Source organism: Glaciimonas immobilis (assembly GCF_011947285.1).
Taxonomy (GTDB): Bacteria; Pseudomonadota; Gammaproteobacteria; order Burkholderiales; family Burkholderiaceae_D; genus Glaciimonas; species Glaciimonas immobilis.
In genome coordinates this window covers 35958-61510 of record NZ_JAAOZT010000009.1, presented here as the reverse complement: position 1 = coordinate 61510, position 25553 = coordinate 35958, and the positions used below count along the sequence as shown (strand labels likewise).

The following is a 25553-nucleotide window of genomic DNA, read 5'->3' as shown; positions in this document are numbered from 1 at the left end:
TTATCGCTAGACAACACTTGTAATCGGCATCGCAATTTGTTGAGCGATTGCGTTATATAGATCGGTCTCGGTTTCCGGTGTACGAATCGAAATGAGCAGACTGTAGCGGGCTGGAAAATTGTATCGTTCCAGCTTGGGACGTGTTCGCCACCAGCCAGCAGCTGGGTATACAGCGAGTTGCGCACGGCTTGCGAGGTCGGCAGCGGTGCCAGTCCATATATCCTGATGCAGCGATCCTTTGCTTCTTTGGTTCTCGCCGAGTCTCCAGGAAGGGTCTTGGGGATCTGCGTGCGCACCATTTTCGTCCTGTGTCGCAGCGGCATTAATTCGAGCGACAAAGTCGTCAAGTGACTCCAGCGGGCGACGGACATCGAAGCGGAGGCGGTGTGAAGCGTAATGATATTTGGACGCGGAACCACGTGAAGATGGGTTTGGCTCAATAAAATAGGAGAGGGTGACACGCATTTCGACTTGCATATTGCCAAGGGCTTCGAGCTCATCTTTAGGCCATGGTAGGATGTGCAGATTCATATCACCCGATTTGATAGCGCCGCCATCTTTATGGTACGGGTGAATTGAATCCTCCACTATCAATGTCAATGAATTTCCTGCGCTCCATAGGGCTCTTTCCATGTCAGGAGCACCCCAGCCGCAATGCCGGACTAGATTGACGTAGGCCGCCTTCGTTGTACAACCCTGAACAGGGAGGTACATTTGTAGCATCGCCTCCGTCCATTCTGCAGAATGCACGATCAGCGCTCGAATCGTTTCAGGAAGGAGTGTCGGATATGCCACCATCAATTGTGCTGCCATGCGAGCACACAAGGCGGAGGCGGAGCTGGTGGCGTTGGTCGTGGTGAAGAACCGCTCCTGTGAATTGTTGTGAGTTGTCAACAAGCTCAAGCTTGGTAAAACGACCGCGCCGAGTTCATCTTGGGCTGCATTGCCGCCTTCAAATACTACATCGGGTTTTAGCGGCCAAGCTTTATCCCACGTTGCCGACGAGCTAGTCATCGGGCTTGGACCACCAGCTGGAGCAATAGTAGCGCAGTTGTGATGGTCGGTTTCAGAAATGCCAACCTTGGTGGTATATGCTCCGACGGTTAGCGAGTTCCATGCTTGCCCTGGGTCGTGGATCAAGTTTGTTGAAAGACCTGCAGGATAGGTTAGCCAAGCATTTTGATCGAACATATTTCCGGCAGACTGAACAAAAAGTCGTGGGAATGCACCATTGTTGTCAGCGTCTGAGGCTAGTCGATCAACCATGGCGGACCAGCTTGAGGGGCGACCGCGATCCCTATAGTCTGCCGACGTTACGGTGGAACTAAATACCCTTGGGTGATTCGGGGCCGTTACTTCAGGTTGACTAACCGCGTCGGCGAATAAACTGGCGTGAAGCTCACTACCCCCGGGATTGGCGCCGTGATTTTCGACCAGCTTAACCGATTCAATCAAATGGCTAATACGAATTGGGAGACTTGACGCGAGAGCGTTGGAAAGATCACCGTAGGTTGCGATGCCGACCATGCCTGTGCCATGGTTTGCTTGGTCATCGACACCCCAAGCGTGATTGACGGTATATAGGCCACTGCTTTGGATGACTGGAGCGATTAATGGATGAGCTCGGTTTACGCCGCTGTCGAGCAAGCAAATTCTAGGAGCATTTTCTATGTCGCCAGAAAAAACGGCTCGGGCAAGTAGATCGTCTTGCCAGCCCTGTTGATCTTCGACAGCCATGCTATCGAAGAATTCCGCAGTCTCTTTCGCACGACGAAGCTCTGCAACACAGTTCAGGGCAATAACTGAATGCGAAAATTGTCGTTCTGATCCGTACATCAGTACGACAACACGTTCTGGAAAATCTGCGCGCGATTCACTTATTTTGCAGCCAGTTGCTGCGGCTAGCTTCCGGAAGTCGCTGACAACTTCCTCTCTGATCTCAGCATGTTTGCCACGGACAGGGAGCCAAACTTCCCACCAAAATGCTTCAGATTGATCTGCTGGAAGTAACGTCGGGTCATCCGTCCATAATGCTCGTAACTCCGCGGCACGAATTGCGTAAATAGTATTTAGAAGTGCCTTATGATCAAGCGCGTCACCATTCTTGTTTTTCTTTTCTTGTAAATAATCGGTGACATATTTTTCGAAGTGTACAAGTTGGCCGTCGGGCACAAAAACATTGGCGACAGTATGCCCCCCGTCTTGGCGGACACTCAGTAGCTCGATTTGCTTTGTGTCGTTACCCAACTTGTGAATGCCAATTCAACATCCGGTTGGCCGATAAATTGAATCTGTACACCCAGGCCGGCTTCTAGTGCTTGTTGTTGCTGTAGCACTTTCGCCTGTTCCGCGATTGGCCTTAATTCGGCCAATTGGGCTTGCAGCGATGCCCCATGCTGGGCACGAGGCAAATCGGGGACAGCGGGTTTCGCACCCCCATTGGGCGTGTGGGCTGTGAATGGTTTTCGTTGGGATGTCTCGATAAGTACGAGGTGGGGGCGCTTATTGCTTGCCTGTTCCGTCATTGTTTGGCAGCTCTTTGTTGTAGTAGTTGTTGTTGCCATTCAGTTTAGCCGAGATGAGCTTGCGCTCATCCAGCATATCTATCAGACTCGTCTCCGAAACACTGTCGCCATCGCGAAGAATCACTTCTTTAATTGATTCATCGACTGCACGGCATAGCTCCGCGTAACTCAACATTTCAGCTTCATCCACTGCCTGCTTCATGTTGAATTCCTTAGATTTGAATCTACCTAAGCGGCGATTGAGCAGCGTGGCTACTTGATCTTGGCCTGGTAGTTTGTATTCGATTACGTCATCGAATCGGCGAAAGAGGGCGTGATCGAGGATTTCCGGATGGTTAGTCGCAGCGATGATGAGGCTGTTTGAATGATCGTGTTCGATCATTTGCAAAAAGCTATTCAGCACGCGTCGAATTTCACCGACATCATTAGCTAAACCACGCTGAGAGCCGATCGCATCAAATTCGTCGAAAAAATATACACCACGAACCTCAGCAATTGAGTCGAACACTTGCCGCAGCTTGGCCGCCGTTTCCCCCATGAATTTTGTGATGAGAGCATCGAGGCGGACGAGGAACAGAGGAATGCCCAGCTCCCCCGCCAATGCCGACGCAGTCATGGTTTTTCCAGACCCAGGGGGGCCAACGAGTAGGAGTTTACGGCGTGGCGATAGACCATGCTCACGAATCTTTGCGAACAGGCGTTGTTCTTTGATGATGCGATGAAGTTGGTTTTCTATACTTTGATCGAGAACCATGTCAACTACCCGCGTGGCCGGGTAGCTAACGCTCAGAAGGCTTGCGAGTTCTCCACGGGGTTGGCTGAGCTGCACGAGTTTTCCGGATTGGCCGTGCGGACGTCGTGCCTTGGCGGCATCGACCATGTCGCGTAACTCTTCAGCTAACTTCCCATGCCCCAGTTTGGCCTCGTGGGCTGCAACTTGCATTGCTACAGACAAAAAATGGCTATCATCGCCATTCATATGCGACTTGAGCAGTGCCTTGATTTGTTCTGCACTAGCCATAAGTTTCCCGTAATATTACAGTTGTATTTTACTCTACCCAGAGCGATGACGTTGGCGAGTTATTCAGTTTGATGCGGGCCAGCGGCAACACCACAATCTTCGGTCAATTTGTCGATTCGACGTCGTTATAGTTTCTACCGGCACAACTGCCACTATGAACGCGGATGATCATGTCGATGTATCAGTGGACATCGACGATCTAGCACGTGACACGGGAGAAACCTGTGGATGGTAAGGCGAAGCTTGAATTAACCTTAGGATGAGAAATAGACCTGACATGACTGCAAATCCCTAGAAACGAAAGAGGCAACCTTGGTTCCTAATAACAGTAGTCACTGTTCATTTGTTAATCAGAAAATCCTACACTGTCCCTACACAAACTTTGGAAGCGTAGCGTTTATCTGATTTAATTTTTCTAAGTCATTGATTTTACTGGTGCGGCTGGCTGGAATCGAACCAGCGACCCTTGGCTTCGGAGGCCAATACTCTATCCACTGAGCTACAGCCGCATATGAGAGGTACGAAGGATACCGTTTTTCTGTGCGCGCGTCCATGAATTGCGTTGCTTTATCGTTCCTAATAGTCATTATTACGACTATAATCAAGGGTTTGGCGAGGGACCGTGCGTTGTTGGGGCTTTTTTCTACGCGCGTCTGTATAGCCCACCGGTTTGAAAATTGTACTGAGGGAAACATGAGCGACGCACACAACGAAGAACAATCCGCAATTAAGACGCCAAAACAATTAGCAGTTGCTATTCTGGCCGGCTTTTTAGTCCCCATTATTTGTATCGTCTTGCTGGTGCAATTTGTCACTAATGCGCAAAAAACGGGCGCTGGTTCTGAGGGGCAAACGCCTGAAGCGATTGCGGCGCGATTGAAGCCTGTCGCCGATGAAGGCTTTACTTTCAAGGATGTAAATGCACCACGTGTGCTTTTGTCTGGTGAAGAAGTATATAAATCTACCTGTGTAGCCTGTCACGGCAGTGGCGCTGCCGGCGCACCGAAATTCGGTGACGTTAGCGCTTGGGGTCCCCGTCTTGCAGACGGCGAGGACAAAGTCATTGGCTATGCAATCCACGGCTTGCGCGCGATGCCAGCTAAAGGCGGCAATCCTGATCTGGACGACGTTGAAGTCGCCCGTGCAGTGGTCTTTATGGTAAATGCATCCGGCGGTAAATTTAAGGATCCAGTCGTTCCGGCTCCGGCTACTTCGGCACCGGCCGCAGCGACAGGTGCTTCAGCGCCCGCCAATGCTACCGCACCAGTTGCCAGCGCGGCCGCGCCAGCGACCTCTGCCGCCGGGGTTGCTTCCGCTACAGCCGCTGCTTCCACAGCTTCTGCCAAATAAGACGTAATAAGCGCTGAGCAGGCTTACGAGTTTGTTTAATAAGTTTGTAGGTGCGCTGGTAAGAGGTGCAATACCTGGTACAAGGGGCACCACCATATAAAAAGCCGACTCATTGAGTCGGTTTTTTTTGTGCTATCGCGACCTGATCGGATGGGCAGCTTATTGGCCCCTACCCCCACAGGCAGGTTATTGCTGTTGTTGCTGCGGTTCAGCCACGTAAATTTCAACCCGACGGTTTTGTGCACGATTAAAAGTGGTGTCGTTGGCAGCGACCGGTTCATGGGAACCACGGCCTTCGATACCAAAACGGCGTGGCGAGATGCCGCGCGCTGTCAGATAATCACGCGTGCTGGCGGCCCGTTGCAGCGACAGAGGTTCGTTAATGGCATCGCTGCCGGTGTTATCCGTGTGACCAATGATCGTCACTGTGGTCGCTGTGTTCTCGGCCAGCGTTGTTGCAAAGCGCTCCAGAATAGGACGGAAGTTAGGCTTGATATCGGCACGACCGGTGTCGAACGAAACATCGCTTGGAATCGCGAGTTTCAGGCGATTATCGGCGGTCTGGCTGACTTGGACCCCAGTCCCTTGCGTAGCCTGTTGCATAGCCTGCTTTTGTTTTTCCATTTTGTTGGACCAGATGTTACCTGCTACTGCGCCGAGGGCGCCGCCAATGGCTGCTCCGCCCAATGCTCGCCCGCCGCCGCCAGGTCCGGTTACCGCACCAAGTAGCGCGCCGATACCTGCTCCAATTCCTGCGCCGGATGCCGTGCCACGTTGCGTATCGGACATGTTAGCGCAGCCGGCCGTGGCCAAAGTAACGACCAGTGCCGCAGCACCAAGTTTAAATTTATTCATGTTTCCCTCAAAAGTTTAAGCGATGCAACTCAAATGATACATCACGATTTCATCGGCGGGGTTCGTGATTTTTCCTCGGCTCAAACTTTTTTGGTCGCTTGCTGAAATACGCTGCAGCGCTTGCGGCCGCAATTAAGGCACCACCTAGCAATAGGGGTTTGGGTATCCGGCGCTTCGATAACATTGATACACCGGTCATTAACAAAGGTGCCAGAGTTTGTAGTCTGGCCACAGTAAACAGGCTCGATTTCTTGGTCAGCATGGCAAATGCGGTACCCGCGACGCGTCCAAGCACACCCTTGGTGAAGGAGTCCCCGGACATGTTAGACCGCACGACTCCGCGACAGAGAACTATTTCGGCGCGGAATTTTGCGCCTTCTCGTAACAGATGCTGTTTGCGTTCAGCCAGCGATAAGGGCTGGTCGTCGTTAGTTTGAATTGTCATGTCAGGCCTTATAGTGATAAAACCGCATCAAAGTAATGCATCCCGGTCCTGACGAAGTTCTTTCATCGTATTCGGAAGGCCGATGCGGCCCTGACCCAGGAGGGCACGGACATATAAACCCATGGCAAGGGCGATAACAGTGAAGCCAGCCGCCAAAATGAGGACTATCTTCCAGCCGAGGGTGGGCCAGGCAAGGACGACGATGAGGCCGCACCAGAATGCCAATGCAAATAATAAAGCCAGAATGCCCAGAGAGAAAACGAGCAGCAACTTGACGATATGCGTGCCGAGCTCGGAGAACTCAAGCGCCGCCAGTTCTATCCGACTAATGACAAGCGCTAATAAATTTTTGGCAATGCCGATCAGTCCAGCGACCAGACCCGGTGAATGCGGCGCGGAATGCTTGCTATCGGAATGCCTGGATGTGTTGTTGTCCATGCTCACCTGACGGTTACGCTACAGTTTACTTACGGGAGATAATCATGCCCAATAAAAGCCCGAGGGTGGCCGATACTGCGACGGCGCCCCACGGATTTTCATGCACATAATTATCGGTCGAGGCTGCGATTTCCTTGCCGGTAGCAAAGGCAGCGGTTTGCACATCCTGCGCCTTTGTGACTGCCGCATCCAGCAACTCAAGTCCTTTTACGCGCAATGCGTCGGCTTTTTCGCCAGTGTTTATCGTTGCTTCATGGAATAGGTCCTGGGCATCTTTTACCAGTGTTCTGATATCGCCACGTGTGGTCTTAAAGCTCGATTTTTGCATCATGACCCCCTTGTTAATAAATTACTATTATAGCGAACAGTCTTTAAAAAAAGTGCCTGTCTCGGCACCGCTTTATATTATTGTGATTGTGCCAACTGATGAATTGGATTGATAGAAGAGCATTTAGTTGCATTATTTGATACAACAAATTCTGGGAGCCAAGGTAGAAGACGTTTTAAACCGTAACCTGCGCTTTACAGCATGCAATAGCACGCTGTGGAGCGTATTCAGCGTAAGGCACATTCATATGTTTCGGATTTTCGATGCAAACGACTAGAGTAGCGCTAGCGGTTACCGCAGGGTAAGTGTCTCTAACTGCTTTTGGGCCGCAACTCAGCGATGGCTTCGATGCTGCCGATTTTAATGATAATCGGACGTAGGGCCATCGTCGGTTGCGTTGGTCGCCACGCAAAGAGCCATTCCTTTTGGGAGGCACTTTGCGGATTTTTTGTAAACGCTGCGCCTAACGGGTTTTGTTTGCCATAGGTAATCGCCCCATCGATTCCGGTCCAACTTGGCAGCAAACGTTGCGCGGCACGGTGAATACGCTCTCCAAACTCTTCCGGATCATTGATTACAAGGCAACAGTCGCTATTGGAGAATTCATCGTACAGCGCATCGTCGCAAGCACAACTCAAGCTTAACGTGAGTAGTTGGGGCGAGGCGCGCGATGAATTGTGAAGGTGGCCGATTTGCAAACTTTCTACCGGAGGACGTAAACGAAATTCTCCGAGCGTAAGTGCACGCTCTAGCCACTGCCGATCGGAATAACGGTACAGCTTGGGGGGGCGCTGATAATTTGCGGGTGACATGATGACCTATTACATTTATTGAGATTATAAAAATACTCGGCGAACCGCTCTGCTATCGGCGATGTCCGTCTTGAATCCACACAATGCGCGAATTAATCTAGAGGTGGTACTCGCCGTTAGCTTCGGGCTGATAAGTCACTTCCAAAACGCGTAATTGTAGTTCACGTCCCACGGGACTCTGGCAGGCAACCGATTGGCCGACCGACAGACCAAGTAAAGCGGAGCCGACGGGGGCCATAACGGACACGACATCATGCGCTTTGGCCTGATGGGGATAAACCAGTTTGAGCACATGTTCGGTATCGGTGTCATCCACAAAACGCACTGCGGAGTTCATCGTTACCACGTCTGCCGGAATATTTTCCGGCAGAACAACCTGTGCGCGCCGTAGCGTTTCGTGCAGTGCGTCGACGGCTGGGGCGTTGCGGTAGGTGCTTGAATCAAGCAATTGTTCAATACGCTCCATATCGAAACTGGAAAGCATTATTGGGGGTTTCATATCCATAATAATTTTCTCTTAAAGTTAGCGACTTCACATCATGCCAAACGTTCGAGCAAGAAGCGACGCTGTAAAGCCCGATGTTAGGCGAGAAGCGCAGGAGACGCAAGGAGGCGGACAACGGACGCTTCGTGAAGATAGGTAAATTTTACGATCAGCGCCTAACCTTGCATAAGGTTATAAAACGTCGGGGTATATTTATTTAAATCAGTCGCTATTCGTTCATTTGTGCTTCAGCCAGCGTACGTAGCTGAAAACGTCCATCGGTGTTGAATAACCAGCTTTCCGAGACTTCAACCTCCCCTTTGCGTAATAACTGCTTGTCTGGCTTAGGAAACGGCGAAGCATTTTTAACCGATGACAGAGCGACCGCCTCAGCTACACGATCTTTATTAGAGCGCATTATTTCTGTGCGCAGCAATTGTCCGTCGGCATCGACATAAATCTTTAAAACGATCACTGCCCGCAACAATGCTTGCGGCCGGCCAATGTACACTTTCGTTGAGTTCACCGCTGCTATTCGCTGTGCGAGATATTGTTTGTAGCCTTCTGGGGTGGCAGTCATCGCAGGGGCGACGGGTTCGCCGAAAGTGGTAGGTGTCGGCACGTTTGCCCGGCTGCTACTAATTCGGTCAGCAGGCCCACCGATGCAGCCGGTTAATCCCAGCGATAGAAACGTTGCTGTCCACAAGCTAAAAGTTGATGCCTTGATATGCATGGCCATCCTCACGATCAGAATGTTTGAACAAGGACCTCAGCTAAATATTAGCACTTTGCCAGCCGTGGCGGGGTCGGCGCGCTATTTCGTCCGCATATTTAGTCGGTGTCGTGCGATGTCATAGACCCAGTTGAAGCAAAAGGCGTACAGCATGAAGAATAGCGAAAACACCAGATCAAGCATGAAAGCTTTACCAACACTGATGTCCATCCACCAGGCCGTAATCGGTAAAGCGACTGCCATAAAGCAGAGCTCGAAGCCAAGTGTATGACCTATTCTGACGACGATGGTTCGCATCCAGCAATAGCGCGTTTCAAACCATTCGAATACATGGTTGTAAAGCATATTGCAGGACATGGCGCAAGCCGCAAGGATTAATGCCAGCGCACCAAAATGAAATAACTCCATGCCAAGTCCATATGACATCAACGGCACCAAAATAACTAGCGCGCCTATTTCAAACAGGATGGCATGGAGGACACGACGAAATAAGGTAGAGATAGTATTTTCCTGATAATCAATGAAGGGTTGACACTAAGCATTCAAGTTCGATCGTGAATCAAGCCATGAATCGAAGTAAGTAGCTGTGTCATTTACTGGGCAAGTAGTATACCTAAAAACAGTTTAATGCTCTTACGGTGAGGGTATGATTTACGATCCATGATACCCACTATAAAATAGCCAGATTGCGCCCTTACAGCGATTATCGTCGTTATCCTTTTTGCGCTTAAACAAATTTTTTAAGAATTTTCTAAGAAACTGTAGACGAACAAAAAATCTAATGTATAATTCGGCCTCTCTGGTGTTGTGACAAACGTCATTGATGTTCGGCTGAATAAGCATATGGGTGCTTAGCTCAGTTGGTAGAGCGGCGCCCTTACAAGGCGTAGGTCGGGAGTTCGAGCCTCTCAGCACCCACCACTTAGCCGAATATGCATTAAATGTACTAAACAAGGAGTGGTAGTTCAGTTGGTTAGAATACCGGCCTGTCACGCCGGGGGTCGCGGGTTCGAGTCCCGTCCGCTCCGCCAAGAACAGCGTTTTAAGAAGTAAAAAAGTCCAGAAACCCGCAACTCTCACTATGAGACTGCGGGTTTTTTGTTACATAAGTGTTTTCGCGTTCATTGACAGCCAGTTTTATGACAGTATCTTTGACGGTAGTTTACATACTGTGAAAATACATATTATCAAATATGGCCACACTAGCCACCCCCTGACTGACATACAACTTCGCAATACATGGGGCAAGGATAATCCTACCCGTACCGGCATCTGATGGCGGCGGCTTGTATTTGCCGGTTTGCAGACGGGCAAACTTACTGGCGCATGGATTACCGCACCGACGACCGGTGCAATGCCCTGGCGATCGGCAAGTATCCGGATATAACCCCTTTGCAATGAAACGAGACCGGCGCAAGGCGGCACGCGACAAGATAGAAGCCGGTATCAAACCCGGGGCAAGCCAAGCGCGTAAAAAAATCACCAAGGCAACACTGAGCGCCAATACCTTCGAAGCTATAGCGCGCGGGTGGGCACGCCCATAAATTCGATACGTGGAAGGCTCAAACAACGGGAAGTATTCTGCTGCGGCTTGAGATCGACATATTTCCCTTGATAGGCAAACACCCTATCGCCACGCCAGTATCCGCCCTTAAATGGGTTGTCCATAGTCGTCCGTGGGCATTCAAGTGCGTCTAAAGGGGTTCATTAAGGGTAATCATATATAGCATATAAGAACCTGTCCAAGATGTGAAAGGCTATATGTTGAACGAGTAAAACAGCGTGTTTTTTTTCTGTCCATATACGGTTGTTTTTGAACACACGGCAAATAGCGATGAGAAGTCACCTGCCTGAACGCAATATCAGTACAAATAGGAATTGGTAGGTTTTATGACTACTATTTTAGGCATCATGTAAACATATTTACATTTATTGATTTAAATAACATGCGCAATAAATTAGTAACGGATAAAGCCGTACATGAAAGCGCTAAATTTACAGACATTTAAAAAATTTTAAAATACTTCAGGAGAGCACAATTGAAACCGATATGGAAAAATATCTTAGCTGTAGCCTCAGTGATGCCTTTATTACTGACTTCCTCCCTGGCGCTTGCACGTCCTGCTCCTGCCGATTCTACTTCAACCGCTCCAACAAATAGTCTGACATTTGCAACCTTTGCGGATAAAACGAATGGTGCTTATTTTAAGTTTATAAATGATGCAACTAGTAATACAGCATCATTCGGTGCAATCAACGATCCGGTAAACTTTTTGTTCAGCACCTCTGGTTTGACAGGGCTGAACGCGATTATATCGGGCAACCAGGCCGCTCATCTCACGATGACATCCTCTACTGCTACGCAGGAGCAATATATTTCATCGATAGGTTACGATGTACAACCACTAGATTCAGTGATGACCATCAAAATTACGCGCGATACTCCCATCATCGGTTTAGATAATTTGTTAACCGCAGTCATTACGACTAAAAAGCTTCCTACGACCTTGTTAGGTATTAACAATGGTCTAAGCGCGTCAATCAATGCTTCCGGAAACACGCAGAATATTACTTACACTTCTGACTTTTTAAACTTCGGAAAAACTAATCCGGCGTACTCAAGCATGAGCTTGTCGTTCAGTGCATTGAGCACCGCATTAACTTCCCCAGAGGACTATTTGGCAGACTTTGGTGCTAACGGTGTCGGTACTTTTAGTACGACACCGGCCCCTCTCGTGACGCCTCACAATTTTCCTATATCACCTGTACCAGAACCAGAAACCTACCCCATGCTGTTAGGTGGCCTGGCATTGATTGGTTGCATGGTCAGTCGTCGCAAGTCGTCATAACACCTTGTTAGCATGTGAGTAGCCTATTCGGCCCGATAAAATTTTTAAAAGGTTGATCACATGCCCACGAACCGCCGTTGCGAACCCGCATGCGGGGTTGCGTGGCAGAGGTCGGTGACAATTGCCTTTTGCACCAAGCGCCGGTAGCATGCTTTCACCAGACCCAAGTCATCAGGTCTGGCATCAAGCAACTGTAATTGATCAGGCCGCCGGTTCGCCGCCTAACGCAAACACCAGGTCATTTAATAGTTTGTTCAACTCACCCGTCATTAACGTCAAGTCCGTATCAAAACGCTCATCATCATTCTTACTGCTGACGTCGTTTTCTTCCTTGATTATGTCAAGTGGCGCGATGCGTTTAATCGCCAGCGCCTCCGTCAATACGAACGAAATCCGGTCAGCCCACGTCATTGCCAGGCGCGTGCATTGTTTGCCCGCTGCAATATGGCGGCGCACGTCATCCGCTTCTAACGTGTGGCGCACGTAGCGCACCGTTGCCTTACCTTCGCCATTGGCGCGCAATTCGGTGTCCTGATCGACGGTAAAGCCGCTAGGGGCCTCGTCTGCTACCAACCAGTCGGTCATCGAGGTCAACGGTGAATGCACTGTACGCAAGCTCGATACTTGCAGTTTGTCTACGGAACCCAATAATAGCTTCAAAACTTCTTCTGCCTTGGCTGGGCTGGATGCGTCCACTACCAGCCAGCCGTTCACCGGATCAATCCATACCCAAGTGGTGCGACGGATGCTGAACGCGCGCGGCAGCAATTCATCGGTCACCTGTTCCTTCAGATCCTTGAGTTGTTTGCGACCGGGCGCAAAGCCCTGCTGCTCTTCAATTTCTGCGGCGCGTGCTTTGGCGACCTGATTGATTACTGTTGCTGGCAGAAGCTTTTTCTCTGTACCCAGCGCGAGAATGTACTGGCGATTGACCGTATGCACCAGCATGCCGTTCTCGCGTGGTGAAATCCACCCCTGACTTTGCATTTCGAGGCTACTGCAATCGGCAAACACCTGCTTAGCTAAAAATGCTTCCAGCTGGTCGGACGAGATTGCCCAAGGTGCGGGGATGCGATAAATCTGTAAATTTTTAAACCACATGAGATTCCGTAAGAAAAAAGTGAGGCGCCATTTTACATGGCAGCGCGGGTAAGCCTATCGCTACTATTGAATGTTAACGCGAGGAAAGCTGGGGGTGTTTAAGCGTGGGGATTCAGTCGAATGCATTAAATAAATCTGGCATCGGCCAACGGCGCATGCGGTTATTCAAAACGGTAACTATCGCATTTTTAGGAGGCTGCTGAAGTTGGATCAACATCAGTTACCAACTTGCAAAGTTAACAGTGCGGTTGAAGTTTTGTAGCTTCTTCAAAACTTCCTTCTTATTGGCTGATAAGCAGATGAGGCGATAAGTAAGCATTAATTGCCTGACAATGCCTCCAACCAGCGCCAAACCGGACGCTGGTTAATTTTAAATGCCCATTTTGGTTAGCATGTCTGCGATATCGCGGAATACCGGTTCCAGATGAGGATGCCGGACGGCCAGCCGCGCAGAGATTTTCTGTGCCTGTTTGACCAGATCGCTGCTTGGTTCGTCGTTCGTTACCTCCACGGCTGTAGAAGCGAGGGCGACATCATTGTTACTCAGCACGCGTTGTATGTCCGCATCCAGCGTTTGCAACAGCGCTCTGGTTTCAGGATCGACAGGTGCGCCGTTTTCTAGCGTTACATGCAATTTTTGCAGTGATTCTTTGAGATTGTCGATGCTCATGATGAATTCTCTACCTCTGAAAATGTTGCTGAGTTATAAACGCGCTGCAGGATGTCATATGACTTCATCGCCGGATAGCATGGTCCGAATGCAACGTGCGTCTGGCCAATCTGGTCAACTCGCTCAACCCGTTCAACGGGTCTGCAGGCAAATCGTCCGCAAGGTTAAAGCCATCATCTCACGCTACACGCGGCTTTTGCAATAACGCTTTTAAATTTGCCAGTCGGTTTTGCGGCGTAATCTGCTCTGCTTCGGTTGGCACCGCATCGCCCTCGTCCAGCTTCATTTCTTTAATAAAGCGCGACATGTCGCAATGTACGCTGTCCCCAGCGCGCTTGCGTTTTTTGCACCAGCTGACATGCAGGCTACGCTGCGCCCGCGTGATGCCAACGTACATCAGACGCCGCTCCTCCTCAATGCGTGCAGCGATGACCTCAATCGGCGCGTCAGGATCGCCTTTATGCGGCAAGATGCCCTCTTCGACGCCGATCAGGAATACGTGTGGATATTCCAGCCCTTTGGACGCGTGCAGCGTGGACATGCGCACTGCGTCGGGTTCTTCGTCGCGACCATCCAGCATGGACATCAAGGCTACCATTTGCGTCAGTTCCAGCAAGTTTTTTTCTTCGCCGGTGCCATCTTTGCCGCCGGTGCCTTTTTCCTTCAGCCAGTTGGTGAAATCGAGCACATTTTGCCATTTGCTCTGCGCTTGGCGGTCATCAAAGCCATCGTACAGATACGCCTCGTAATTGATTTCTTTCATCATATCGTCGAGGACAGCAGCGGCGTTCTCACCGCTGCCTGCCGGGCCGATGCGGCTGGCGCGGGCTTCCAGCTGATTGATGAAATTGCCGAACTGACGCAACGGATAGAGTTGCCGGTCGGACAGCTTGGCGTCAATCCCGCCTTTAAATACGGCCTCAAACAATGAGCACTGCCATTGTCCCGCCACGGTGCCAAGTATTTCCAGCGTCGCCTGACCAACCCCGCGCTTAGGCGTAGTAATGGCGCGAATAAAGGCCGGATCGTCGTCTTCGTTCGCAATCAGGCGCAGATAGCTGATGATGTCTTTAATCTCGGCCTTGTCAAAAAAACTCTGGCCGCCCGACATGACATACGGAATGCGCTCGCGTCGCAGCGCCTTTTCAAAAATCCGGGCCTGGTGATTGCCGCGATACAGAATGGCGTAGTCTGCATATTTGGCGCGCCGCTCAAAGCGATGGGCCGATAGCATAATAGCAACCTGTTCGGCTTCCTTCTCGTCGTCCTCCATTCCCATTACTTTGATCGGATCACCTAGGCCATGGTCGGACCAGAGCGACTTCTCGAACATCTTGGGATTGTTGCCGATGACCGCGTTGGCGGCCTGCAAAATCCGGGTCGAGGAGCGGTAATTTTGTTCGAGCTTAATGACTTTGAGATCAGGGAAATCAACCTGTAGCGTTTTCAGATTCTCAATCGTGGCGCCGCGCCAGGCGTAAATCGCCTGATCGTCATCCCCAACGGCGGTAAACATCGGTTTTTTGCCGACGCCGGTCACCAGTAATTTAACCAATTCGTACTGACAAGTATTGGTATCCTGATATTCATCAACGAGTAGATAGCGCAAACGCCGCTGCCATTTATCGCGTACGACTTCGTTAGTGCGAAACAACTCCACGGGAAACCGGATCAGGTCGTCGAAATCCACGGCCTGATAAGCCTTCAGTGTTGCTACATAACTCAGGTAAATACGTGCGGCCTGCGCTTCGTCTTCGGTAACCGCTTGTTCGATTGCTTGTTGTGGCTCGATCAAGCCGTTCTTCCATAGCGACATCGCGGTCTGAATGCGGCGGATTAGTTGCTTGTCAGTAGTAATCGCCAGATCTTGCACAATTGAGAAGCAATCATCGCTGTCCATGATCGAAAAGCGGTCCTTCAATCCTATCTCGCGGGCTTCTTGTCGCAATATTTTTACGCCCAGCGAATGAAAAGTGCTAACGGTGATGTGCTTGGCCTGCTTTGGTTCTTTTAGCAACTTGGCGATGCGCTCCTGCATCTCGCTTGCGGCCTTATTGGTAAAAGTCAGCGCAGCGATGTGGCGCGGTTCATAACCGCAATCTTCGATCAGATGCGCGATTTTTTGCGTAATCACCCGCGTCTTGCCCGAGCCAGCACCCGCCAGCACAAGGCACGGGCCGTCCATGTATTTGACGGCTTCGCGTTGCGGGGCATTGAGACCAAAATTGGGAGTTGACGACATGGGTGAACCAGACAGAAGCAAAGCGGTCTATTTTAACAGTCTGGACAATCCATGCCGTTGCCAGCATACAACTGCGATAGATACGTAGCGTATCCACTTACGACCATATATTGTGGGAGAATTCGCCCATCGCCGTTGGCATCCTCTTTTTGACCGAGTCTTTATGAAATTTACCCATCTAATTGAAATCAACGATCCGCTCAATCCGCTGATCGATCCCCTGACTTCCGCCCAGCTGTGGCGCGGTCTGGTATTGCGTGCAGAAAACCCAATGTTATTTGTTGCGCATCTGGATGCCTGCCAGATTCTGGAAAAGAATGTGGAAACCGTCACGCGCGAACTGCGTTATGGCAAGATTGTGATTCGCGATATTGTGACTTACTTGCCGCAATTACAAGTGCGGTATCAAGTGCCAGCGCAGGAGAATCTAGGTGGATCAAGCTTGACCATGACCATAGAACAGCCGCAGCCGGACGCGTTATATGTACGGTTTTCGTATTCTGACGATGCTACTGATGCTGAAATGACGCCAGATGTCGAGATGGTCGACGAATTTCGTCGCTCGGCGTATGTCGCCTCCGATATCGACACAATACGCGTCATTCGTGAGTTAGCCGACGCTGATGGCCTGAATTGAGTTGTGCGGTTTTGGTTCGGTGATTAATATTAGTTTTAACAATGGCAGGCAACAGGGCCTGCCATTTTGCAGAATGTGAGAGGTTTCATGAGAAATAGCATAACGAATCCGCAATTATTAGCATTACGTGAACAAATTGATATTGTGGATGCTGAGCTGGTGCGACTGTTAGGCCAACGCTTTGGACTAACGGCGCAAGTCGGCGTATTAAAAAAAGAAGTCGGCCTGGACGCGCGCGACCCGGATCGCGAGCGTTTGCAAATTGAAAAAGTGCGCAAACTGGCGGCTGACTCCGGCGTGGATCCGGATATAGTTGAGAACTTTTTCCAGTCCTTGTTAAAGACCGTTGTTCAAAAGCATCGGGAAGTATAAGGCGGCCTGAACTGATCCAATCACTGTCTGCAATAAGTGGGCGCGGTGATGGTGCAACGAGAGCGCAAGGGATTAGCGCCCCTGCATCCGCGTCGGCTCACCGCGCTATCGCCAATTTTTGAGGGCTGCGGCAGGAAGTCGTTTTATATTTATCGACGTCGCACCTGACCCTGCGTCCGCTCGTCCACCGCCCTTGCGCTCCGCCAACCATAGCAGCGTTAGCGCCACCGCTGAAAACATCCAATAGTCCACGGGTACCGGCCCGAGCCAATGCTTGTGCCACGGCACATCAATCGGATTGAAGCGACCAAGGCCGTAGGCTGGATTAATCACAAACCAGAACCAGTCCTCGGCAATCCAGAACACCATAATCGAGGCCATAATCCGACCTTCTATGCGCCAGTCCCAGTGACCGGTGCACCAGATCGGATAATGAAACACCAGCGCGATGAAAGGAAAAACCCACGCGTGATAGCCGGTCATAGCACGGCCGCCCCAAAATATATCGAGTAGCCAGTGATGCTCAATGCGCCAGGTAGGGAGATTGGCAGCCCAACCGGCACCGCCTTCAATCTGGATTTCTACGTTAGCGAAAAAATACGCGAGCAGCGTGGTCCAGACCAGCATGCCTATCAAACGGCGGGATTGGTTTAATTGCATCGGTTCAGCTGCATGATTATTGCACCTCCGAATAGACAGGTTGGTCGATGGAGGCAGGCGTGGCGTAGTGCGCATCAAGATGCTTGAAAACGATTTCCAACACCGTGCGTCCAGCATGCGGACGACCGAGCGCAAGGCAACGGGTGCGTAATTGCGCCAGCAATGTTGGATGTTGCAGCAGCATTTGCAGGCGATAGCTGAGCGCGGTCAGGTCAATGGCTTTGAGTGCCGCGCCCTGCTCCAGCAAATAATCCGCATTGCGTTCTTCCTGGCCCGGTATTGGTGAATGGATAATCATCGGCACTCCCATTGCCAGGCATTCGGATGTCGTCAGCCCCCCCGGTTTGGTAATGACCAGATCAGCACAAGCCATTAACTGCGCGACTTGATTGCTAAAACCCAGTGCCTTCAGCCGTGTAGGATGCGCGGCGGCTAATTGCTGGAGATTACTCAGTAAATCCGAATTTTTACCAGCTAGCGCCACCACTTGAAAATCGCAGCTGGCACCCTCCACTCCACCCTCCACTCCACGCTGCATGGCCAGCAAACTTTGCACTGTTTTATCGAGATCGCCAATGCCCGCGCCGCCAGACATCAGCAAAATAATCGGTCGTGCAGGATTGAGCCCGAATGTCGCCGCGCAGCGCGCCCGCTCCAGCGTCTGCGAAAAAACGGGCATCACAGGAATCCCCGTCACAAAAGTCGACGCAGCGGGAATCCCTTTGGCCTGCATTCTAAAAGCCACCTCTGCGCTGGCCGCAAAATAGCCTTGAATTCGAGGTTGCAGCCACATGCTATGCAGATCAAAATCGGTTACCTGCACCCACACGGGACAACCCAGGCGGTCGTTAGTAATTTCTCGTGCTAGCATCTCCGCAGGCAAAAAATGGGTGCATATAATTGCATCGGGTGCGTATTGGTTAATGGCCGCGCGTAATTTGCGCGTGCTGACGCGTTCCATCGTGCGACGCAATTTTTGCATCGTTGCATCTGGATCGGCGTTGTCGCTTTTTTGGTAGACGTAGCCCCATACTGCCGGATGGCGATTTACCAAATGAAGATAGAAGTCAGTATAGATTGCCCGGAAACCAGCAGACACATGATCCATGGCATCCCAATGGGCCACGTCGGTGCAGGGATACTCGGCCGCATAAGCTTTAAGAGCCTCCGCTGCACGCATGTGGCCAGCACCTGCTGAAACGCTTAACAAGAGTATCTTTCGTCTTTTGGTCGCGTACGTAGTGCTATTTATAGTTAACTCCGGCTATCAGATATTATATTGGTCTTTGCCCTGGGCTAGGCTAGTCGTCGCCTTGTTGCAGCTTACCTGCCGTATGTGTCAGGAGGATGAAATGAAATATAAAACGGAATAAAACATGAATATGAACAGTCATAAAATCTGCAATCCGTACACGGTCACGCCCGGTACCATGCGCGACAATTCCTTTGATTGCAGGAATTAAATATGTCCACCTCCCATAAACCATTAGACGCTTTAGCCGTCGGTTTGATGCTTTTACTGTGTATTTGCTGGGGTTTGCAGCAGGTCGCAGTCAAAGTAGCATTGCCGATCATGCCATCCACCTTGCAGATTGCCCTGCGCTCGGGCGCTGCGGCGTTGCTGGTCTGTGTATTCATGCTTTGGCACAGAACCGAATTTTCGTTAAGCGATGGCACCTTGTGGCCGGGAATGGTGGCCGGGGTGTTATTTGCCGGTGAATTTTTATGCGTCTCTATCGGCTTGAATTACACCACCGCCTCGCATATGTCGGTGTTTCTGTATAGCGCGCCCATCTTCACCGTATTGGCATTGCATTGGCTTGTGCCGGGCGAACGGTTACGGCTCATCCAGTGGCTGGGCGTGCTGTTGGCGTTTGTCGGAATTGTCATCGCGCTGGCGGCGGGATTTTTTGATGGCGATGCTACACGCGCGAGTCTGTCAGGCGACGTTCTGGGTTTATTGGCGGCGCTATTTTGGGCTGTCACTATAATTGTTATCAAAACTACCTGCCTGTCGACCGCTGCGCCTAGCAAAACCTTGCTATACCAACTCGGCATGGCAACTGTATTGTTGCTAGGGTTTGCCCTCGCCACAGGACAGGCATCGATTGGACGAATGACAGATGTGACTTGGTTAAGCTTATTTTTTCAAACAGTAGTGATCGCGTTTGTCAGCTTTTTGACGTGGTTCTGGATGCTGCGGCGCTATCTTGCATCGCGTTTAACGGTGTTTTCATTTTTGACGCCGCTATTCGGGGTCGGATTTGGCGTGCTATTGCTGGACGATCCGGTAGGCTGGCCGTTTGCGATAGGGGCCGCATTGGTGCTGGCGGGTATTGTGATGGTAAACCTGCGGCAGAGCTAAAATTGTCTCTGCCGTGGGTTTGGGTTGCCTTTGCGTGGTTTAGGACGCCTTAAACGTCCCTTCGGACACTAACGACGTAAGCGGCAAGCGTGGGCTAGGTTTTTCTTTTTCTTGCAGTCCAGCTGGTAACATCGCTTTGTCGCCGATTTTACCGATCGCAATCACTGCTTCGATGGCGATATTGTCTGGAATCGCCAGTTCGGTGCGCGTTTTTTCTTTATCGAAACCGGCCATGCCATGTGCATGCCAGCCCGACAGACTCGCTTGCAATGCCAGGTAACCCCATGCCGAACCGGCGTCGAACGAGTGGGTCGGCGCTGGCTTTTCGTCAGCAGAACCGGGCGCTGCGAAGGTCGTTTTGGACAGCACAACCACCAGTGCCGAAGCGTTTTCGGCCCAGCTACGATTAAAGTCGTTCAGCAATCCGAGTAATTTTGTCCAATGCGGGGTGCCGCGACGGGCAAACACAAACCGCCAGGGTTGCGAATTGTAGGATGACGGTGCCCAGCGTGCAGCTTCCAGGATCGAGAACAGTTCCTGTTCTGTTATTTCATCGCTGGCGTAGGCCCGTGGGGACCAGCGATTGACGAATTGTGGATCAATGGGATGGTCGGTGACGCGCGGGTTTGAATCGGACATAGGTACTCCTGTTAATGGTGATGAAATATAAATTGCACAGCGGCCCAACCGTTTAACTGATTCAGCAACCGGTCGCTACGCAGATGCTGAAAACGCGGTTAATTTGGCAAATAAGGTGGCAAACAAGGTGTCAAGTAAGGTAGCAATCAAGAGCAACGGTGCTTGATAGCGAGGTATCTTAGCAGCAGTTTTTGATGCCTGCAAAACGCACCAGATTTCATCAACCCACAGATATTTGTCAGGTTTTTTCCGTGCACTTGAGGGGCTTACAGATTGCGACTACGGGGAAGTAGGCCGCTAAGCCGGTATAATCGGCAGACTTAGGCGCGGAGCTAATGCAAATTGATTCGTAGCCACAAATCATATTATTTTGGTCGGCTGGCCGACCCACTGGACGGAAATTCAATGCTTGCGCAACAAAAACACCACATTATTGACCTCTTTAGCGCCGCGTTGCAGCCCATTATCGCTGGCACCGACCTGCATCCGACCGTCACGCTGGAGCGTCCCCGGGACCCGGCGCATGGCGATATCGCCTGCAATATCGCCATGCAATTGGCTAAAGCGCTGAAAAAAAATCCGCGTGAACTGGCGCAAAGTCTGGTTACCGCTGTAATGGCTGACCCTGCGCACGTTAATTTGATTGCTGCGGCGGAAATCGCCGGCCCAGGGTTTATCAACTTGCGTCTGACTGCCGCCGCCAAGCAGGAGGTCGTCAAGGTTGTACTGCAGCAAGGGGCGGCGTTTGGCAAAAGTAATATCGGCGAAGGACAAAAAGTACTGGTCGAGTTTGTCTCCGCCAATCCAACCGGCCCATTGCACGTAGGTCACGGGCGCCAGGGTGCGCTAGGCGATGCGATGTCGTCCCTGTTCCAGACGCAGGGATATGAAGTCACGCGTGAGTTTTATTACAATGATGCCGGGGTACAGATCGCGACGCTGGCAACCTCGGTACAGGCCCGTGCCAAAGGCTTCAAGCCCGGCGATACCGCATGGCCAGAATCGGCCTACAACGGCGATTACATTGCCGATATTGCCCGCGATTTTCTGGACAAAAAGACCGTCGAGGCCAGCGATGGCGCACCAGCCACCGCTAGTGGTGACATGGAAGATTTTGAATCGATCCGGCAATTTGCGGTCACCTATCTACGGCGCGAGCAAGATCTCGACCTATTAGCGTTTGGCGTCAAGTTCGATAATTATTACCTCGAATCGTCGTTGTACAAGGACGGCAAGGTCAACAGCGCGGTTGAAGCGTTAATCGCCGCCGACAAGACCTATGAGCTGGACGGCGCGTTATGGTTACGCACCACCGATTATGGCGATGACAAAGACCGCGTGATGAAAAAAGGCGACGGTACCTACACTTATTTTGTGCCGGATGTTGCCTACCATATTGTTAAATGGCAACGTGGATTCGGTAAAGTCATCAACGTGCAGGGCAGCGATCACCACGGCACCATCGCACGCGTTAGAGCGGGTTTGCAAGCGGTCAACGTGGGGATTCCGCAAGGTTACCCGGATTACGTCTTGCACAAGATGGTGACCGTCATGAAAAACGGCGAGGAAGTGAAGATTTCCAAGCGCGCCGGTTCGTACGTCACCGTACGCGATCTGATCGAATGGTCGGCTGGTGACGCTGTAGCGGCGGACGGTTCGCGCGACCTGACGCGTGGTCGTGACGCTGTCCGTTTCTTCCTGATTTCACGCAAGGCCGATACCGAATTTGTGTTTGATGTCGATCTGGCGTTGTCGCAGTCGGATGAAAACCCGGTGTATTACGTTCAGATGGCGCATGCACGGATTTGTTCGGTGCTGGCGCAGTGGGATGGCGATAAAGCGACACTCGGCGAAGTCGATCTGAGTCTCCTGAGCGCCCCGCGCGAGGCCTCATTGATGGCCAAGCTGGCGGCTTATCCGGATATGCTGGAACATGCGCTGGAAGAGCTCGGCCCTCATCAGGTGGCGTTTTATTTGCGTGATCTGGCTGGCGAGCTACATAGCTACTACAATGCCGAACGCGTACTGGTGGATGATAATCAGCTTAAATTGGCGCGTCTGGCGTTAATGGTCGCCACGCGTCAGGTGTTGCGTAATGGCATGGCATTGATTGGTATTTCGGCCCCTAATCGTATGCAGCGCGATCCGATCGAAGTGGTAGCGCAGATCGCCGGGCAGGATTAAGGTGTTAAAGCTGATTCAGCTTTTAACGTTGGATTAAAATGTTGAACATGAATCAGGGGCACAGCTGCATCGCATAGTGCAACCAATCGTTGGTAAGAGGGAACAAGAAGTATGAGCAAATCAAGCAAACGCAAAAACAAGCAAAGTGGCGGAACGTTTCTAGGTCTGATTCTGGGCCTTATCGTGGGATTGGCGATTGCGGTGGTCGTGGCGATCATGATTACTAAGACGCCGACCCCTTTCACCAATAAAGGCACGAAAGTAGAAAAACCGTCTGACGTCATCACCACGCCGGAACAACTGTCGGATCCTAATAAGCCGTTGTACGGCAATCGCGGTCAGGCCTCCACGCCAGCTATCGCCGCAGCGCCCGTGGCGCCGCCAGCGGTAGTGCCGGAGCGGCCCGCACCGCCGGCTGTTGCGCCCGCCGCACCCGTCGCACCGGCTGCGCCCGACCTGATTGGGCAGAAGATATTAGAAAAGCAGCACGAAGCCAAAGCGCCGGTTATTGATAAATCCACCTCTGATAAAGCCAAAAAGGCCGCCTCTGACATTGCTGCCGCCAAGTCCGATAGTGCGGGCGACCATTGGATCTATTATCTTCAAATCGGTGCTTTCCGCGAGCAGGCAGAAGCAGAAAGTGCACGCGCCAAACTGGCCTTGCAGGGTTTCGAAGCGCGTGTCAGCGAACGACCATCCGACAATGGATCGTTGTATCGGGTGCGTATCGGTGCATTTAATAGTTTAGAGGCAATGAACCGTATGCGCAGTAAGTTGTCTGATAGTGGCATCAGCACTGCAGTGGTGCGATCGGCAAAATAAATAGTGTGGATGCGGCATGGTCCTCGTGCCGTTATCAATCCGGCCATGAGGGCGTGGCGATCAGCGCAAAAGTTGCAGTACCATCTGGTAGAACCTGTTTGCGATCTGCAACGAGCGGGCGTCAGTTGGTGATAAACGGCGCGGAGAAACCGGAATGGTCTGGAGACCATGAGGGTTTTGAGCGCCGTCTAACATCAAATCTCGTTCGCGCAGTCAGCTCGTGAGCAGGTTCTTAGCGTCATTCCTGATGCAGGAATGACGCATTGTCTTTTACTTGAATAAGGAAATCCCATGCGTTTTTTGCAACGTGCATTTGCCATCGCCGGCCTTAGTCTTGCTCTCGGTTTTGTTACCTCATCGGCCAGCGCCTCTCCCGCCAACCCGGTCGCCGGCTCCGATTACAAGTTATTAGACACCGCGCAATCTACCGATTCCGGCAAAAAAATCGAAGTGACCGAATTCTTCTGGTACAGCTGTCCGCATTGCTCAGCGCTAGAACCGACAATCGAACAATGGGCTGCCAGGCAAGGCGATAAGATCGTATTCAAACGCGTACCGGTTTCTTTTGATCAGCGCTTTTTGCCACAGCAAAAACTGTATTACACCCTTGAAGTAATGGGTTTGGTACCGGCAGTGCATAAGAAAGTATTCGACGCGATCCATATCCAGCGTCAGCGCCTGGATACGGATGCATCGATCCTTGATTTTGCGGTTAAACAAGGAATTGACAAGGCCAAGTTCACCGAGGTGTACAACTCTTTCGGCGTTCAATCCAAGGCGATGCGCGCAACACAACTACAAAATGCTTACAAGATTGACGGTGTACCAATGATCGCAATCGACGGTCGGTTCCTGACGGCCCCCTCAATCGTCGGCACCACGATGGGTAACGTTACAGAACCCGTATTGTTTTCTGCGACATTGCAAGTGGTTGACGCACTGATCGCTAAAGCCAATGCCGAAAAAAGCAAAGCAGAAGCGCCGCCAGTCCAGGCTAAGAAAAAATAACTTTGGTTGATACCGGTTGTAAGCAATCTTCATGGTTCTGAAACCATGAGGATTTTGAGCACCATTTGGCATCAAATCACGTCAGCGCAGTAAGATCGTGAACAGGTTCCGCAAAGTTGTGAGACAGTCCGTGCCTCCCTTTCGGTGAGGGCGGACTTTTTTATTGAGAAAATTATGCAACGTATTTTCATTACCGGTGCTTCGAGCGGTATCGGCGCAGCGCTGGCTCGCCAATACGCCGCACAGGGTGCCTCGTTAGGATTGGTTGGTCGCCGCCACGCGCCATTGCAGCAATTGCGCGATCAATTACCCCATCCTGAACGTCATTTTTTGTACGTACTGGACGTCAATGATCACGAGGCATTGCGCATCGCTGCCGCGGATTTTATCGCAGAGGGCAAAGGCATTGATGTGGTGATTGCCAGCGCAGGTATTTCACAAGGAACATTGACCGAATTTTCCGAAGACCAGAAAGCCTTTGAAGCAGTATTCGCCACCAACATGCTCGCCACCGTTGCGACTTTCAGTCCCTTCATCGCCAAGATGAAGCAACAAGCACAAGCCGGTCAGCGCGATTGCCGTCTGGTCGGTATCGGAAGTGTTGCCGGCATCCGCGGTCTGCCGGGAGCAGGCGCTTACAGCGGCTCAAAATCGGCAGTGATGAGTTATTGCGAGTCCCTACGGGTAGAATTGCGCGCCAGCGGCATCAACGTTGTCACGCTGGTGCCGGGATATATCGACACGCCGATGACCCAGATAAATCGCTACAAAATGCCATTTTTAATGCCAGCCGCAGATTTTGCAACCAAAGCCAGCGCCGCAATCAAACGTGGCAGCAGCTATCAGGTAATCCCCTGGCAAATGGGACTGGTAGCAAAATTGCTGCGAATATTACCCAACTGGCTTTACGACGCAGTATTCGCCAAAGCGCCGCATAAGGCCCGGAAGAAGCCTTGAGCCGAAGGTCTACAGCGCCAATCTGTATTCGTTGATTGAAATTGCAAAGCCGCGAA

At 51.2% G+C, this 25553-nt stretch carries 25 protein-coding genes, 3 tRNA genes and 1 pseudogene; 11 read left to right on the top strand and 18 right to left on the bottom strand.

Annotated features, from left to right (window positions below; genetic code table 11):
* Positions 1–6: 6 nt before the first annotated feature.
* From HAV38_RS14585 to HAV38_RS14575, 4 genes are all read right to left on the bottom strand, one after another.
* Positions 7–2247 carry a S8 family peptidase gene (locus HAV38_RS14585; protein ID WP_209216752.1) on the bottom strand — a complete coding sequence of 747 codons (2241 nt, stop codon included), beginning with the start codon at positions 2245–2247 and terminating at the stop codon, positions 7–9.
* Positions 2214–2525, bottom strand: coding sequence for a hypothetical protein (locus HAV38_RS21670; RefSeq protein WP_209216750.1), 312 nt, complete (start codon positions 2523–2525; stop codon positions 2214–2216). The genes HAV38_RS14585 and HAV38_RS21670 overlap by 34 nt, the downstream gene beginning before the upstream one ends.
* Entirely contained in the window at positions 2503–3546 is a 1044-nt protein-coding gene (locus HAV38_RS14580; protein WP_168056121.1) for an AAA family ATPase, read from the bottom strand. Before HAV38_RS14580 ends, HAV38_RS21670 begins: the two co-directional genes overlap by 23 nt.
* A gap of 433 nt (positions 3547–3979) precedes the next feature.
* A tRNA-Arg gene (locus HAV38_RS14575) sits at positions 3980–4055 on the bottom strand.
* Positions 4056–4239: 184 nt separating this feature from the next.
* Here HAV38_RS14575 and HAV38_RS14570 point away from each other — a divergent pair.
* Positions 4240–4797, top strand: a pseudogene (locus HAV38_RS14570) (c-type cytochrome); the annotation flags it as partial.
* A 285-nt stretch (positions 4798–5082) separates the two neighbouring features.
* Here the strand turns inward: HAV38_RS14570 and HAV38_RS14565 are convergent.
* The 8 genes from HAV38_RS14565 to HAV38_RS14530 form a co-directional block, all read right to left on the bottom strand.
* Complete coding sequence (locus HAV38_RS14565; RefSeq protein WP_168056119.1) at positions 5083–5751, bottom strand: YiaD family glycine zipper/OmpA-like lipoprotein; 669 nt, start codon at positions 5749–5751, stop codon at positions 5083–5085.
* Positions 5752–5800: 49 nt separating this feature from the next.
* Positions 5801–6196: a hypothetical protein gene (locus HAV38_RS14560; RefSeq protein WP_168056118.1), complete on the bottom strand. Its 396-nt coding sequence runs from the start codon at positions 6194–6196 to the stop codon at positions 5801–5803.
* A gap of 27 nt (positions 6197–6223) precedes the next feature.
* Complete coding sequence (locus tag HAV38_RS14555) at positions 6224–6634, bottom strand: phage holin family protein (protein WP_168056117.1); 411 nt, start codon at positions 6632–6634, stop codon at positions 6224–6226.
* 25 nt (positions 6635–6659) lie between these two features.
* Positions 6660–6962: an ElaB/YgaM/YqjD family protein gene (locus HAV38_RS14550; RefSeq protein WP_375791672.1), complete on the bottom strand. Its 303-nt coding sequence runs from the start codon at positions 6960–6962 to the stop codon at positions 6660–6662.
* Positions 6963–7273: 311 nt separating this feature from the next.
* On the bottom strand, positions 7274–7774 hold the full coding sequence (locus HAV38_RS14545; RefSeq protein WP_168056115.1) for a hypothetical protein: 501 nt from the start codon (positions 7772–7774) through the stop codon (positions 7274–7276).
* Between the two features lie 97 nt (positions 7775–7871).
* Positions 7872–8279, bottom strand: coding sequence for a nucleoside diphosphate kinase regulator (gene rnk, locus HAV38_RS14540; RefSeq protein WP_184013401.1), 408 nt, complete (start codon positions 8277–8279; stop codon positions 7872–7874).
* A 208-nt stretch (positions 8280–8487) separates the two neighbouring features.
* A complete protein-coding gene (locus tag HAV38_RS14535; RefSeq protein ID WP_168056114.1) occupies positions 8488–8991 on the bottom strand; it encodes an energy transducer TonB family protein in 504 nt (167 codons plus the stop codon).
* Between the two features lie 81 nt (positions 8992–9072).
* Positions 9073–9492: a PACE efflux transporter gene (locus HAV38_RS14530; RefSeq protein WP_280730154.1), complete on the bottom strand. Its 420-nt coding sequence runs from the start codon at positions 9490–9492 to the stop codon at positions 9073–9075.
* Positions 9493–9836: 344 nt separating this feature from the next.
* On the opposite strand from HAV38_RS14530, the gene HAV38_RS14525 reads away from it, so the two are divergent.
* From HAV38_RS14525 to HAV38_RS21945, 3 genes are all read left to right on the top strand, one after another.
* Positions 9837–9912 (top strand) — tRNA-Val (locus HAV38_RS14525).
* Between the two features lie 33 nt (positions 9913–9945).
* Positions 9946–10022, top strand: a tRNA-Asp gene (locus HAV38_RS14520).
* Between the two features lie 1008 nt (positions 10023–11030).
* Complete coding sequence (locus HAV38_RS21945) at positions 11031–11840, top strand: PEP-CTERM sorting domain-containing protein (RefSeq protein ID WP_245182383.1); 810 nt, start codon at positions 11031–11033, stop codon at positions 11838–11840.
* Between the two features lie 201 nt (positions 11841–12041).
* Here HAV38_RS21945 and HAV38_RS14510 read toward each other — a convergent pair whose 3' ends face one another.
* From HAV38_RS14510 to HAV38_RS14500, 3 genes are all read right to left on the bottom strand, one after another.
* On the bottom strand, positions 12042–12941 hold the full coding sequence (locus tag HAV38_RS14510) for a recombination-associated protein RdgC (RefSeq protein ID WP_168056113.1): 900 nt from the start codon (positions 12939–12941) through the stop codon (positions 12042–12044).
* Between the two features lie 370 nt (positions 12942–13311).
* Positions 13312–13611, bottom strand: a complete 300-nt coding sequence (locus tag HAV38_RS14505) for a DUF4404 family protein (protein ID WP_168056112.1) — start codon at positions 13609–13611, stop codon at positions 13312–13314.
* Between the two features lie 178 nt (positions 13612–13789).
* Entirely contained in the window at positions 13790–15853 is a 2064-nt protein-coding gene (locus tag HAV38_RS14500) for a UvrD-helicase domain-containing protein (protein ID WP_168056111.1), read from the bottom strand.
* Between the two features lie 163 nt (positions 15854–16016).
* Here HAV38_RS14500 and HAV38_RS14495 point away from each other — a divergent pair, with 163 nt between their 5' ends.
* Together HAV38_RS14495 and HAV38_RS14490 are read left to right on the top strand one after the other, a co-directional pair.
* Positions 16017–16490, top strand: coding sequence for an SRPBCC family protein (locus HAV38_RS14495; protein WP_168056110.1), 474 nt, complete (start codon positions 16017–16019; stop codon positions 16488–16490).
* A gap of 87 nt (positions 16491–16577) precedes the next feature.
* Positions 16578–16862 (top strand): chorismate mutase, encoded by a 285-nt coding sequence (locus HAV38_RS14490; RefSeq protein WP_168056109.1) that lies wholly within the window; start codon positions 16578–16580, stop codon positions 16860–16862.
* 105 nt (positions 16863–16967) lie between these two features.
* On the opposite strand, the gene HAV38_RS14485 is transcribed toward HAV38_RS14490, so the two are convergent.
* Together HAV38_RS14485 and HAV38_RS14480 are read right to left on the bottom strand one after the other, a co-directional pair.
* Complete coding sequence (locus HAV38_RS14485; protein ID WP_245182382.1) at positions 16968–17522, bottom strand: hypothetical protein; 555 nt, start codon at positions 17520–17522, stop codon at positions 16968–16970.
* 16 nt (positions 17523–17538) lie between these two features.
* On the bottom strand, positions 17539–18702 hold the full coding sequence (locus tag HAV38_RS14480) for an MGDG synthase family glycosyltransferase (RefSeq protein WP_168056108.1): 1164 nt from the start codon (positions 18700–18702) through the stop codon (positions 17539–17541).
* Positions 18703–18987: 285 nt separating this feature from the next.
* On the opposite strand from HAV38_RS14480, the gene HAV38_RS14475 reads away from it, so the two are divergent.
* Positions 18988–19887 carry a DMT family transporter gene (locus HAV38_RS14475; RefSeq protein ID WP_168056107.1) on the top strand — a complete coding sequence of 300 codons (900 nt, stop codon included), beginning with the start codon at positions 18988–18990 and terminating at the stop codon, positions 19885–19887.
* A 39-nt stretch (positions 19888–19926) separates the two neighbouring features.
* Here HAV38_RS14475 and HAV38_RS14470 read toward each other — a convergent pair whose 3' ends face one another.
* On the bottom strand, positions 19927–20526 hold the full coding sequence (locus HAV38_RS14470) for a nitroreductase family protein (protein ID WP_168056106.1): 600 nt from the start codon (positions 20524–20526) through the stop codon (positions 19927–19929).
* Positions 20527–20931: 405 nt separating this feature from the next.
* Here HAV38_RS14470 and argS point away from each other — a divergent pair, with 405 nt between their 5' ends.
* The 4 genes from argS (at position 20932) to HAV38_RS14450 (ending at position 25497) form a co-directional block, all read left to right on the top strand.
* Complete coding sequence (gene argS, locus HAV38_RS14465; protein WP_168056105.1) at positions 20932–22710, top strand: arginine--tRNA ligase; 1779 nt, start codon at positions 20932–20934, stop codon at positions 22708–22710.
* A 111-nt stretch (positions 22711–22821) separates the two neighbouring features.
* Complete coding sequence (locus HAV38_RS14460) at positions 22822–23532, top strand: SPOR domain-containing protein (RefSeq protein ID WP_168056104.1); 711 nt, start codon at positions 22822–22824, stop codon at positions 23530–23532.
* Positions 23533–23823: 291 nt separating this feature from the next.
* Complete coding sequence (locus tag HAV38_RS14455) at positions 23824–24540, top strand: thiol:disulfide interchange protein DsbA/DsbL (RefSeq protein ID WP_168056103.1); 717 nt, start codon at positions 23824–23826, stop codon at positions 24538–24540.
* 174 nt (positions 24541–24714) lie between these two features.
* Positions 24715–25497 carry an SDR family oxidoreductase gene (locus HAV38_RS14450; protein ID WP_168056102.1) on the top strand — a complete coding sequence of 261 codons (783 nt, stop codon included), beginning with the start codon at positions 24715–24717 and terminating at the stop codon, positions 25495–25497.
* The last annotated feature ends 56 nt before the right edge of the window (positions 25498–25553 follow it).